The organism is Micromonospora sp. NBC_00898 (assembly GCF_045207895.1).
Lineage (GTDB): Bacteria > Actinomycetota > Actinomycetes > Mycobacteriales > Micromonosporaceae > Micromonospora.
The window spans coordinates 6,177,820-6,189,964 of record NZ_CP108775.1 but is presented as its reverse complement, the minus strand read 5'-3'; the positions used below and the strand labels follow the sequence as shown (position 1 = coordinate 6,189,964).

Here is a 12,145-nt window from a genome sequence, read left to right as displayed (position 1 = left end):
ATCGCCGTCACCGCCGGTTCTTCGGGTCGATCGCCTCGCGCATCGCCTCACCGAGCAGGGTGAAGCCGAGCGCGACCACGATGATCGCGAGCGCCGGGTAGTAGGCAAGTTCGGGACGGACCTCGAAATAGCGCTGACCGTCCACACCGAGCATCAGACCCCACTCAGCGCGGTTGATGTCCGGGTCGCCGAGCCCGAGGAAGGAGAGCGAGGCCGCCTCCAGGATGGCGGTGGACAGGGTCAACGTGGCCTGCACGATCACCGCGGTCATCGCGTTGGGCAGCATGTGCCGGAGCACGATGTTGCGTTGCTTCACGCCCAGCGCCCGGGCGGCCAGCACGTGGTCGCTCTCCCGCTGGGCCAGCATCGAACCACGCAGCAGCCGGGCGAAGATCGGCACGTTGACGATGGCCACCGCGAAGATGACCGTCCACTGGCTGGACCGGCTGGCCATGGCCACCAGGCTGATCGCCAGCAGCAGGGCGGGCAGGGCCAGCATCACGTCGGTGAAGCGCATCAGGATGTTGTCGACCCAGCCGCCGAAGGCGCCGGCGATCGCCCCGACGAGCACGCCGAGGCTCAGCCCGATCAGGGTGGCGACCACGCCGACGAAGAGGGTCTGCCGAGCCCCGTAGATCATGCGGGAGAGGAAGTCCCGACCGAGTGGGTCGGATCCGAGCGGGAACTCGCTGCTGGCGCCGGGAATGTTGTCGACGGTCAGGTTCTTCGTGAGCTCGTCGAAGCGCTGCGCCGGGTCGTGTGGCGCGAGCAGCGGCGCGAAGATCGCCACCAGGACGAAGAGCGCGACGATCGACGCACCGACGATGGCAACCGGGTTGCGCCGCAGCCGACGGAACGCGTCCCGGACGAGGCTCACGCCGCCCTTGTCGGCGCTCGCGCGGGCCAGTTCGTCCAGTCGCGCCTTCTTGCGCTCGCCGAGCAGGCCGATGCCGCGCTCGCTCATGCCCGGACGACGCTCGTCGGTGCCGGGTTGGTCTGCGCCGTCGCGGGGGGCGGCCACGCCGGGCCGGGTGATCGGGTCACTCATCGCACACGCACCCTCGGGTCGATGAAGGCGTAGGAGAGGTCGACCAGGAGGTTGACCACCACGAAGACCAGCGCGGCCAGCAGGATCAGCGCCTGGAGCACCGGATAGTCGCGACCGCCGCTGATCGAGTCCGTGATCAGCGTGCCGAGGCCGCCCCAGTTGTAGACCTTCTCGGTGAGCACCGCGCCGGAGAGCAGCGCGCCGGTCTGCAGGCCGATGGTGGTGACCACCGGCAGCAGGGCGTTGCGCAGGATGTGCCGGCCCCGGATGACGCGGTGCCGCAGGCCCTTGGCCTCGGCGGTACGGACGTAGTCCTCGTTGAGCACGTCCAGCACGCTGGCCCGGGTGATCCGGACGATCACCGCCAGCGGGATGGTGGCCAGGGTGAACGCCGGCAGGATGAGGTGCCAGAGCGCATCGGCGGTGGCGTCGAACTCCCGGGTGAGCAGTCCGTCGAGGACGAAGAAGCCGGTGACCTCGGTGTTGTCCACGCCGGTGCTGAGCCGCCCGGAGGGCGGGAACCAGTGGATGTTCTGGGTGAAGACGTCCTTGAGCAGGTAGCCCAGGAAGAAGATGGGGATCGAGATGCCGAGCAGGGTGCCCGCGATGCTCAGATTGTCCAGCAGCCGGCCGCGGTGCCGGGCGGCGAGGTAGCCGAGCGGCACGCCGAGCCCGACCGCGATGATCAGAGCGGCCACGGCCAGCTCGATGGTGGCCGGGAAGGCGCGGCCGATCACCGCGGTGACCGCGTCACCGGTCCGGATCGAGTTGCCCAGGTCGCCGGTCACGACCCGCTGCATGAACTTGGCGTACTGCACCAGGATCGGCTGGTCGTAGCCGAGCGCCTTGGTCAGCAGCACGCGCCGCTCGGGGGTGGCCCGCTCACCGAGCAGCGCATCGATCGGGCCACCGGGAAGGTTCCGCAGCCAGATGAAGATGAGCGCGGACAGCGCTATCAGGGTCACCACCAGCTGGAGCAGGCGGCGGACTATGACTCGCAACATCTCTCACACCAGATTCTCGATATCAGCGGTTCGGCCCGGGCCGGGGCGTATGCCCGGCCCGGGCCGATTCCGCGTACGGCGTCAGCGGTTCAGCGGCGTGCTCAGCCGACGCTGACGGTGTTGAATCGCTCGTCGGTCAGCGGGCTGGCGACCAGACCCTTGACGTCCTTGGTGACGACGATGGCCGGCGGGGCGTGCCAGATCGGGACGGCCGGCAGCCACTTGGCGGCGATGTCGCGGTTGACCTGCTCCCAGGCGGCCTTCTTGCCGGCCTCGTCGACCGTGCCGTCGGCCTTGGTGATGGCGTCGAACATGTCGGTCACCGCCGCGTCACCGAACTCGGTCTTGGCGCGACCGAAGAAGGTGCCGACGAAGTTGCCCGGGTCGTTGTAGTCACCCGTCCAGCCGAGGATGTGCAGGTCCTGCTTGCCGAACTGCTGCACGTCGTCCTTGTAGCCACCGTTCCACGGGCGGGCCACACCGTTGACCTTGATGCCGACGGCCTGCAGGTCGTTGGCGAGGACGGTGAAGATCTCCTGCGGGTTCGGCATGTACGGCCGGGAGACGTCGGTCGGGTAGTAGAAGTTGAGCGTCAGGTTCTGGACGCCCGCGTCCTTGAGCAGCTGCTTGGCCTTCTCCGGGTTGTACTCGTACTTCTGCACGTCCGAGGCATAGCCGAGCACGGTGTCCGGCATGAACTCGTCGGCGACCTTGGTGCCGCCCGGGCCCTTGGTCTGGACGAGCTGCTGACGGTTGAGGGCGTAGGCGATCGCCTGCCGCACCCGCAGGTCCTTCAGCTTCGGGTTCTTCTGGTTGAAGCCCAGGTAGAGGATGTTGAACGCCGGACGGTCGAGGACCTGGAAGCCCTCGCCGGAGAGCGCCTTGCGGTCGGCCGGGGCCGGGAAGTCGATGCCCTGGACGGTGCCGGCGCGCAGCTCCTGCTTACGGGTGTTCTCGTCCTTGATGACCTTGATGACGAGCTTGTCGACCTTGGCCTTCTCGCCCCAGTAGTCGGGGTTCCGGTTCAGGGTGATCTCACCCTTGGCCTTGTCCCAGCCGCCGAAGGTGAACGGGCCGGTGCCGACCGGGTGCTCGTTGGCGAACGCGCTGTACTCGAAGGAGTCGCCGTTCTGCTTGACCGTGTCGGCGTCGTACTTCTTCAGCGCGTCGGGGCTGGCGATCGACAGCGCGGTCAGCGCGAAGGCGCCGGGGAAGGCGCCCTTGTACTGGTTCATCGTGAGGACGGCGGTGCCGTCGTCCTTGGCCTCGCACTTGTTGTAGACCGACTTGCCGGCGTCCGGACTGTCGTTCTTGGCGAAGCCGCCGAAGACGTCCATGTAGTAGAGCATCTGCGACTGGGCGGCGGCGCCCTTCATGTTGTACCAGCGGTCGAAGTTGAAGCAGACCGCGGCCGCGTTGAAGGGGGTGCCGTCGTGGAACTTCACGCCCTTGCGCAGGTGGAAGGTCCAGACCTTGCCCTCGGCGTCGTGCTCCCAGCTCTCCGCCAGGGCGCCCTGCAGATCGGCCGTGCCCGGCTTGTTCTGGATGAGGGTGTCGTACATCTGCCGGACGGGACGGAAGGACTCACCGTCGTCGTTGAAGATCGGGTCGAAGTTCTTCGGGTCACCGGCCCCCGCGAAGACGAAGGTGCCGCCAGTCTTGGCGCCCCCGCTCTCACTGTCGCGCTCGCTCTTGGCGCAGCCGGACGCCCCGACCGCCAGAGCGGCAGCGGCCGCGAGGGCCACGGCCGCTTTAAGCCTGCCTGCCTGCATCTCTCACCTCTGTCATGCGCATGACCACGCCGAGTTGTGGCTCAGTCCGTGAGCGGGAGGCTATGACACGACACACAGAAGCGGAACGGCCGTTAGGCAATCGCTATCAAGCCGACACCAAGTAGCCGGGTCTGACAGTGCCGGATCTCCAGACAAACGGGGCTGTCACAGCAGGAGGCCTACCGTGAGATCGGGCGGATCGCCACAAACCGTCCAGTTGGCGGGACCCGCAACCGGGCACGTGGCGCTCGGCACTCGTCCCACATACCGGGTACGCGGACGAAGCTGGCCGGCACCCCGAGGAGGGTGCCGGCCAGGGTGGCCACGGCGTCGGTCAGACGGCCCGGCGTCCCTCGAACGCCCGGCCCAGGGTGATCTCGTCGGCGTACTCCAGGTCGCCGCCGACCGGCAGTCCGCTGGCCAGCCGGGTCACCGAGATCCCCATCGGCTTCACCATCAGGGCCAGGTACGTCGCGGTCGCCTCGCCCTCGGTGTTCGGGTCGGTGGCGAGGATCAGCTCGCGCACCGTGCCGCCGCTCAGCCGGGTCATCAGCTCACGGATCCGCAGGTTGTCCGGGCCGATCCCCTCCAGCGGGTTGATCGCCCCGCCGAGCACGTGGTACCGGCCGCGGAACTCACCGGTCCGCTCGATCGCCACCACGTCCTTCGGCTCCTCGACCACGCAGAGCACCTCGTCGGTGCGCCGCGCGTCGCGGCAGATCCGGCACTGCTCCGACTCGGCCACGTTGAAGCAGGTGGTGCAGAACCGCACCAGCTCCTTCACCTTGCGCAGCGCGCCGGCCAGCCGGTTCACGTCGGCGGGATCCGCCGACAGGACGTGGAAGGCGATCCGCTGGGCGCTCTTCGGGCCCACGCCCGGCAGCCGCCCCAGCTCGTCGATCAGGTCCTGGATGGCACCCTCGTACATCTGCCGGCTCAGAACCCGGGCAGGCCGAGGCCGCCCATGCCGCCCGCGACCGGGCCCATCTTCTGCTCGGTCAGCTCCCGGGCCGCCTCGGCGGCGTTGTGCACGGCCGCGACGACCAGGTCCTCCAGGGTCTCCACGTCCTCCGGGTCGACCGCCTTCGGGTCGATCTTGATGGACTTCAGCTCGCCGGTGCCGGCGACCGTCGCGGTGACCAGGCCGCCGCCCGCGGTGCCGGTCAGCTCCGCGTCGGCCAGCTCGGCCTGCGCCTTGGCGATCTGCTGCTGCATCTTCTGCGCCTGCTTCAGCATCTGCTGCATGTTCGGCTGTCCACCTGGGCGCACGGATGGCTCCTTCTCGCACTCGTCTGCTCGGCCGCCGCCCAGCCTAGTCGGGCGACGGCACACGTCCTCGGCGGCCGGCGCGCGCTCAGCGCGCGTCCACCTCGTCGATCTTCTCCGCCCCGAACGCCTCCCGGAGCAGCTGCACCGCCTGCTCCTCGCTGGACTGCCGGGCGGTCCGCTCGTCGATCACCTCGTCCAGCGGCTCGTCGCCCGGGTCGAAGCCCTCGTACGCCGGGGTCGCCGCGGCCGGGCGTCCGCCACCGCTGATCGGTCCGTCGTAGTCCGGGTCGTACGGGGGCTCGCCGGCCCAGTCGGCGTCCGCGGTCTTCCGCGCCGGCTGCCCGGCCCGGGCACCCTTGGCGGCGCCCGTCCCGGCCGCTGCCGCAGCCGCCCGGGCCGCCGCGATCGCGCCGCTCACCGGGGCCCTGGTCGCCGCCGGCCCGCCCTGCGGAGGGGTCTGCTCCGGTACGGCCGGCGCGGTCGCCGTGGCCATCGGGGCGGCCGGCGCGGGCGCCGTCGCGACGGAGGCGCTCGCCGTCGGCGCGGTGGTCGGGGCGGTCGCCGCGCCGCCCGGACGGGCCGGCTCCGGCCAGTCGTCCGCGCCGTCGGCGGCCGCCGGGCCGCCGGGGCGGGCGGGCTCCGGCCAGTCGGCGTCCCCGCCCGCGCCGCCACCGGGGCGCGCCGGCTCGGGCCAGTCCTCCTCGGCGGTGGCCGTCGGCGCACCGCCGGCCGGACCGTCCGACGCCGCGCCCTCCGGGCCGTCGACCTGCCCACCCGGGGTGGCCCGGCGCCCGGCCGGACCGTCGGAGCCACCGGCTGAGGCGGGCGACGTGGCGGCGTCGGACGGCGGGGCCGCCGGGCGGGCCGGGGCGGTGGCGCGCGGCGAGCCGCCGAGCGGCACCCCGCCCCGCTCGCCGGCCACCTCGCAGCGGATCTGCCAGCGACCGCCCAGCTCCTCGTAGAGCGCGTCGGTGAGCACCATGGCGTGGTCGGCCATCATCTTGGCCAGCACCGTCGACTTCACGGTCAGCACCAGCGTGTCGCCGTCCAGGTCCCGGACGACCGCGTCGCGCATCAGCGCCGCGATGCGCTTGTTGGTCCGGTTGACCTTGCCGACCACGTCCGGCCAGACCCGGCGTACCGCGACCGCGTCGAGAGCGCCGGACGCGGCGGCGCCGGGGCGGGGCGGCTCGGGGGTGGCCGGGTCGGCCAGCACGGCAGCCCGGGGGACCTGGCGGCGGGCGGGCGCGCCGGACGTCGGGGCGTCGGCCGCCGGGCCGGCCGGGGCGGAACCGCCCGGGGACGGCTCGGCCGGGTCAGCGCCCGAGGTGGGACGGGAGCCGGTGGCCGCGGCGGCGGCCCGGGCGGCGGCCACCCCGGTCGGCGCGCCGGCAGCCGCCGGCGGGCCGGCGGTCCCGGGGTGGGACGCGGCGGCAGCCGCGGTCGGGGCGGGAGGCTCCTGGCGTACGCCAGCGGTGGGAGTGACCGGCGCGGACCCGGCGGCGGCCGGCGGCAGCTCGCCACCGCCCAGGGTGAGCCGGCGCTCCATCCGCTCCAGGCGCTGGAGCAGGCCGCCGGTGGAATCGTCGGCGCCGGGCAGCAGCATCCGGGCGCAGATCAGCTCCAGCAGCAGCCGGGGCGCGGTGGTGCCGCGCATCTCGACCAGGCCGTTGTGCACGATATCGGCGCAGCGGGACAGGGTGGCCGGGCCGAGCCGCTGGGCCTGGGCGACCATCCGCTCGATCTGGTCGTCGGGGCCGTCGATCAGGCCCCTGGCGGCGGCGTCCGGCACCTGCTGCAGAACGATCAAATCGCGCAGCCGCTCCAGCAGGTCGGAGGCGAACCGGCGCAGGTCGTGCCCGGCCTCGGCGACCCGGTCGACGGTGGCGTACGCGGCCGCGCCGTCACCGGCGGCGAGCGCGTCGCACATCTCGTCGATCAGCGCGGAGTCGGTGACCCCGAGCAGCGCGGCGGCCCGGGCGTAGCTGACCCCCTCCGGGCCGGCGCCGGCGATGAGCTGGTCGAGCACGGAGAGGCTGTCCCGCATGCTGCCACCGCCGGCCCGGACCACCAGCGGAAAGACCGCCGGCTCGACCGTGACCCCCTCCGCCTCGCAGAGCTGCTCCAGATAGGGGCGGACCACCTTCGGCGGAAACAGCCGGAACGGGTAGTGGTGGGTCCGCGACTTGATCGTGCCGAGGACCTTCTCCGGCTCGGTCGTGGCGAAGATGAACTTGACGTACTCCGGCGGCTCCTCGACCAGCTTGAGCAGGGCGTTGAAGCCGGCCGACGAGACCATGTGCGCCTCGTCGATGATATAGATCTTGAACCGGCTGCGGGCCGGCGCGAAGAACGCCTTCTCACGCAGTTCGCGGGCGTCGTCGACGCCGCCGTGGCTGGCCGCGTCGATCTCGATGACGTCGATCGAGCCGGCGCCCTCGGCGGCCAGCGAACGGCACGACTCACACTGCCCGCACGGCTCGGGCGTGGGACCCTGCTCACAGTTGAGCGATCGGGCCAGGATCCGGGCGCTGGAGGTCTTGCCGCAACCCCGGGGGCCGGAGAAGAGGTACGCGTGGTTGAGCCGCCCGCTGCGCAACGCCTGCGACAACGGCTCGGTGACGTGCTCCTGCCCGATGAACTCGGCGAACGTACGGGGCCGGTACTTGCGGTAAAGGGCCAGTGCCACCCGTACCGCCTCCTCTCGACCGAGCCATTCTGCGCCGGTCAGGCGCGGGTGACCACCCACCACCCCGTGACCTGACCCGCAGGGACGTTACCGGGACCCGGAGACAAAAAGGCCCCCCGTGCACCCGGCAGAGCTCGCTTATCCTTGCTGCCTTCCGGCCCTGGGGAGGTTCACGAGATACCGCCGCACGGGAGGTAGGGCAAGCGTACCTGACCCGGCGTGGATCTTCAGGGGGTGGTGGGGTGGCCCACCCGTGACGGACCTGTATTCTGGCTCGCGGAGGATTCGCCTAGAGGCCTAGGGCGCACGCTTGGAAAGCGTGTTGGGTTAACACCCTCACGAGTTCGAATCTCGTATCCTCCGCTCTCCTGAGCAGGAAAAACGACAGGGCCGGCCCCCACGGGGACCGGCCCTGAGTCGTCTCTACGGTCGCTCTCGTCCCAGTGTCGTCTCACTTGCCCTGTTCCGGCCCGTCTGGCTGCCCGTCGCCGGACTCCCCCGGCCGCCGAACACACGTTCGACGTCCGGCTGCCGGCCGGCGGCTGCCGGCGTTGTCGGGTCTCAGGACGTCCGAGACAGATCAGTCTCGGGACGTGCGTGACACGTCCGGCTAGGAACGCGCTGAATTATGGCGTGGCTTCTGTACCTGTTTGTATTGATGTGAGATAATCTTTGCGTGCAGGGTGTGGAGCGTGCTGACCGGGAGTTGCTGGACGCGGCGGCCCTGGTGGGGCATCTGGTGCCGGCGGGCAGTACGTATGCGTTCCTGGCCGAGCATCGGGGTCGGGTGTTCCCGGACGAGTTGTTCGCGGATCTGTTCCCGTCGGCCAAGGGCCGCCCGTCGATCCCGGCGCCGGTGGCGGCGTCGATCCTGACGTTGCAGACGCTGTTGGACTACTCGGATGCGGAGACCGCCGAGGCCGCCCGGTGTGACCTGCGGTGGAAGGTGGCCTGCGGGTTGGCGTTGGACGACAAGGGGTTCCACCCCTCGACGTTGACGTACTGGCGGCGCCGGCTGGCCCGTTCGGATCGCCCACACCGGATCACTGACGCGGTCCGGCAGGTGGTCGAGGCGACCGGGGTGCTGCGGGGACGGCGTCGCCGGGCGGTGGATTCCACGATCCTGGCCGACGCGGTGGCTACCCAGGACACCATCACCCAGTTGATCAGCCAGATCCGCCGGGTGGCCCGGGTGGTGCCCGGCGCCGCGGAGCAGGTCGCGGCGGCGTGTACCGGGCATGACTACACCCGGCCGGGTAAGCCGGACATCGACTGGGACGACCCGACGGCCAAGGACGCCCTCGTTTCGGCGCTGGTCAACGACGCCACCGCCCTGCTCGGCGCGCTGGCCGGGGCGACGCTGGACGAGCCGGCCGCGCAGGCCCTCGCGCTGCTGGCGTTGGTGGCCGGCCAAGACGTGGAACCGGCCGAGGGCTCCGACGGCACCGACGGGCGGTGGCGCATCGCCCGTAAGGTGGCCGAGGACCGGATCGTCTCCACCGTGGACCCCGAGGCCCGGCACACCCGCAAATCGCCTGAGGCTCGCCGCGACGGCTACCGCGCCCACGTGGCCGCCGACCCGGATACCGGCATCGTCACCGACGAGCAGTTGACCAAAGCCGCCGGTAGCGACAACTCCGATCCGGCCGTGGCGGCCCGGTTCCTCGCCAACGACCTCGCCACCAGCGACGGCGACGGCGACGGCGACGGCGACGGCGGACCCAACACCACCAGTGCAGTCGGCACCCACACCGCCAGCGGCGCGGAGCACAGTGACGCCGAGGACGTGCCCGGCCGGGAATGGTACGGCGATTCCGCCTACGGCACCGGGGACCTACGCGATGCCCTCGGCCAGGCCGGCCACACCGCGATCATCAAACCCAAGCCGGTGCAGTCCCCGGTCGCCGGCGGGTTCACCATCGACGACTTCGCCGTGGACGAGGACGGCCAGACGGTCACCTGCCCGGCCGGGCACACCCGGCCGATCAGCCCGACCACCCGCACCGCCGCCTTCGGCGCGCTGTGCCGTACCTGCCCGCTGCGGGACCGGTGCACCAAATCCAAGACCGGCCGCAAGATCGTGCTGCACGAACACGACGCCCTGCTGCGCCAAGCCCGCCGGGACTGGACAACCGACCCGACCCTGCGGGAGCGGTACCGCCGGCACCGGCCCAACATCGAACGGGTCATCGCGCAGGTCGCCAGCCGCGGCGGACGCCGGCTGAAACTGCGCTACCGCGGCGTGGAACCCAACAACGCCTGGCTCAAACGACGCACCGCAGCGCTCAACCTCCGCAACCTGATCAACCGCGGCCTGCACTACACCAACGGATGGGCCCTGACCACCTGCTGAACCGGCTAACACCAGAGCCGAAAGACACCAGCACGACCTCATCCACCAGTCCACCAACGCCCAGACCCCCTACAACGTCACCACCTCGACCCGACCGCTTTCCAGCCGCTGGCAACCCGACCAAGCATCCACGCAGGGCATACCCCGAGGAACACCGAAATTCAGCACGTTCCTAGACGATCTTTTGACGTTGGGTAGTTCTTGAGGCCCGTCTGGCCCCTGGCCCTGACGGTTCGCTCCGCGAAGGGCCGGGATTCCCTGGTGGGTCAGATCCGTGGGGCGGGTAGCTCGGGCGCGCGGCCCCGCCCGCGCCAAGCGTCCGAGGCGACAATTCCGGCCAGTACCGCAGCGGCGGCACCGCCGACGGCCAGGGGTGGCAGATACCACGTGGCCGGGATCAGGAGGCCCAGGGCGAGGAGGCCGGCCAGCCGCGACCGGGAGATTCGGCTGAAGACCTGCAGCTCGAAAAGTGACCGCCCGGCCAGGAACAGCGCAGGCCCGCCGAGGATGACGATGAGCCACTTCGGTTCCGGCCGGCCGAGCGGCTCCATGATGTAGAGCGCGAAGCCGACACCGGCCAGGAAGACGCCGGTGACCATGAGCAGGTGAGTCCCGGCTACCGCCACCGCCTCCTGGATTGGCATCCGGGCGCTCGTGATGGCCAGCGGCAGGACAGCGCCGGCCCGGTAGAAATAGACCCGCCAGAGCAGCACGATGGCGACGAACGCCAGCCCGAACCCGCGCGCATGCGGGGTGCCCAAGTTGCTGCCGCTGAGCGCCTCGCCGGACCTGAGGACCGCCTCACCCAACGTGATCAGATAGAACTGCTGCAATCGCTCGGCCATGTGCTCCCCGCGATCGGTCCGCCAGCCGATTGTTGAAAGCCCTTCGTGAACCCGATGTAGCTGATGGCCAGCGCGAGGGTCCAGAGCATGGCGCGGAGACCCTCGCCGTGCGCCAGCGCGCCCACGATCCACAGCACCAAGCTCACGGCAATCGAGAGCAACCCCGGGGTGGCGACCAATCGACGGCCGAAGACCAGGAGGAGGAGCAGCAGGCGGCCCACCCGGGTCGCCACGTAGGCGCCGGCGAAGGCGAGAGCCCACTGCTCGAACCCCTGCGGTACCGCGACGGCCATCACCACCGCGCCGGCCATCGACATGAACACCACGATCTGGATCACCAGCGAATCCGGGCTTCGCCGACTGGTCAACGCGACCGTCGACAGCCACAGGACCCAGAACGCCAGGAACAGCAGGAAAGTTTCCCCCACCTCGCCGAACCATCGCTGACGCCCAGCGCCGAGGTCATGGCTCAGCCGCAAGCTGACCTGATTGAGCGCGAACACGAAGACAAGATCGAAGAGCAACTCCAAGACGCTCGCCCGCCGCCAGCCGGCTTTTTCGCGCATGAGCCGCTCGCCGCCCGGCTCACCCATCCGCCATCAGCCCGGCGCAGCGTCCCACCCTAACCGCGGCGTTTCCTCTCGTATCAGTGATCACTTCATACAAACGAGCCAGGAACGACGGAAGCCACTCGCCACGGCCTAGTGCGATCTTGGGAAGCCACACTCGGCGGATGCTCGCTCGCCTCGGGACACTGAGGCGGTGCAGGCTGTGTGTCAATTGGCCGAGCGGCACGGCCTGGTCATCTACGACCCTGAGGGCAACGAGGTCACCGGCCTGCGTCGTGACTACCGGACCACGACACCACTGGGTGACCAACCGAGTGACGATCGGCCCGGACGCGGCCGGACGTCAGCGGACAACGACGGACGTGAGCGCCAGGTAGGACTTGGGTTGCGGCAGGTAGACGCGTCCTGATCGTTGCTCCATGGCTGGTGCAGCTCGGACACGACGACTCCGAAGGATGCTCTTGGGCCATCGCTGGGCCGTCGCTGAGCCGTTTGGGCCGTGCGGAAGTAGCGAACGCGACGGACGCAGTCCGACGGCAGCGGGCAGTCACGGCAGTCAGGGCAACAGGGAGACGGGATGACCAAGCCGCGCCGGC

The 12,145-nt window shown here is 70.5% G+C and carries 9 protein-coding genes, 1 tRNA gene, 1 other RNA gene and 1 pseudogene; 3 read left to right on the top strand and 9 right to left on the bottom strand.

Features of this window, described 5'->3' with window-relative positions:
* Positions 1–7: 7 nt before the first annotated feature.
* The 7 genes from OG799_RS30075 to ffs all read right to left on the bottom strand — a co-directional run bounded on the left by OG799_RS30075 (position 8) and on the right by ffs (position 7,979).
* Positions 8–964, bottom strand: a complete 957-nt coding sequence (locus tag OG799_RS30075) for an ABC transporter permease (RefSeq protein ID WP_406046453.1) — start codon at positions 962–964, stop codon at positions 8–10.
* An 80-nt stretch (positions 965–1,044) separates the two neighbouring features.
* On the bottom strand, positions 1,045–2,052 hold the full coding sequence (locus tag OG799_RS30070) for an ABC transporter permease (protein WP_406039854.1): 1,008 nt from the start codon (positions 2,050–2,052) through the stop codon (positions 1,045–1,047).
* A 101-nt stretch (positions 2,053–2,153) separates the two neighbouring features.
* Positions 2,154–3,824 carry an ABC transporter substrate-binding protein gene (locus OG799_RS30065; protein WP_406039852.1) on the bottom strand — a complete coding sequence of 557 codons (1,671 nt, stop codon included), beginning with the start codon at positions 3,822–3,824 and terminating at the stop codon, positions 2,154–2,156.
* Between the two features lie 334 nt (positions 3,825–4,158).
* Positions 4,159–4,752: a recombination mediator RecR gene (recR, locus tag OG799_RS30060; RefSeq protein ID WP_406039850.1), complete on the bottom strand. Its 594-nt coding sequence runs from the start codon at positions 4,750–4,752 to the stop codon at positions 4,159–4,161.
* Positions 4,753–4,760: 8 nt separating this feature from the next.
* A complete protein-coding gene (locus tag OG799_RS30055; protein WP_231929814.1) occupies positions 4,761–5,069 on the bottom strand; it encodes a YbaB/EbfC family nucleoid-associated protein in 309 nt (102 codons plus the stop codon).
* 109 nt (positions 5,070–5,178) lie between these two features.
* Positions 5,179–7,782 carry a DNA polymerase III subunit gamma and tau gene (locus tag OG799_RS30050; protein ID WP_406039848.1) on the bottom strand — a complete coding sequence of 868 codons (2,604 nt, stop codon included), beginning with the start codon at positions 7,780–7,782 and terminating at the stop codon, positions 5,179–5,181.
* Positions 7,783–7,889: 107 nt separating this feature from the next.
* Positions 7,890–7,979, bottom strand: an RNA gene (gene ffs / locus OG799_RS30045) — signal recognition particle sRNA small type.
* An 81-nt stretch (positions 7,980–8,060) separates the two neighbouring features.
* Here ffs and OG799_RS30040 point away from each other — a divergent pair.
* From OG799_RS30040 to OG799_RS30030, 3 genes and pseudogenes are all read left to right on the top strand, one after another.
* Positions 8,061–8,145 (top strand) — tRNA-Ser (locus tag OG799_RS30040).
* A gap of 313 nt (positions 8,146–8,458) precedes the next feature.
* Positions 8,459–9,457: pseudogene (locus OG799_RS30035) on the top strand (transposase); the annotation flags it as partial.
* Positions 9,431–10,135 (top strand): transposase, encoded by a 705-nt coding sequence (locus OG799_RS30030; RefSeq protein ID WP_406046452.1) that lies wholly within the window; start codon positions 9,431–9,433, stop codon positions 10,133–10,135. The pseudogene OG799_RS30035 and the gene OG799_RS30030, both read left to right, overlap by 27 nt.
* Positions 10,136–10,401: 266 nt before the next feature.
* Here OG799_RS30030 and OG799_RS30025 read toward each other — a convergent pair whose 3' ends face one another.
* Both OG799_RS30025 and OG799_RS30020 read right to left on the bottom strand, forming a co-directional pair.
* Entirely contained in the window at positions 10,402–10,980 is a 579-nt protein-coding gene (locus tag OG799_RS30025; RefSeq protein WP_406039846.1) for a low temperature requirement protein A, read from the bottom strand.
* Entirely contained in the window at positions 10,950–11,573 is a 624-nt protein-coding gene (locus tag OG799_RS30020) for a low temperature requirement protein A (protein WP_406039844.1), read from the bottom strand. The genes OG799_RS30025 and OG799_RS30020 overlap by 31 nt, the downstream gene beginning before the upstream one ends.
* Positions 11,574–12,145: the final 572 nt, after the last annotated feature.

What these genes read in the sequence shown, in the direction of transcription:
- OG799_RS30055 (WP_231929814.1), bottom strand. Translation starts at nt 5,069, where the DNA reads ATGCAGCAGATGCTGAAGCAGGCGCAGAAGATGCAGCAGCAGATCGCC.
- OG799_RS30075 (WP_406046453.1), bottom strand. Translation starts at nt 964, where the DNA reads ATGAGCGAGCGCGGCATCGGCCTGCTCGGCGAGCGCAAGAAGGCGCGA.
- recR (WP_406039850.1), bottom strand. Translation starts at nt 4,752, where the DNA reads ATGTACGAGGGTGCCATCCAGGACCTGATCGACGAGCTGGGGCGGCTG.
- OG799_RS30065 (WP_406039852.1), bottom strand. Translation starts at nt 3,824, where the DNA reads ATGCAGGCAGGCAGGCTTAAAGCGGCCGTGGCCCTCGCGGCCGCTGCC.
- OG799_RS30020 (WP_406039844.1), bottom strand. Translation starts at nt 11,573, where the DNA reads ATGGGTGAGCCGGGCGGCGAGCGGCTCATGCGCGAAAAAGCCGGCTGG.
- OG799_RS30025 (WP_406039846.1), bottom strand. Translation starts at nt 10,980, where the DNA reads ATGGCCGAGCGATTGCAGCAGTTCTATCTGATCACGTTGGGTGAGGCG.
- OG799_RS30070 (WP_406039854.1), bottom strand. Translation starts at nt 2,052, where the DNA reads ATGTTGCGAGTCATAGTCCGCCGCCTGCTCCAGCTGGTGGTGACCCTG.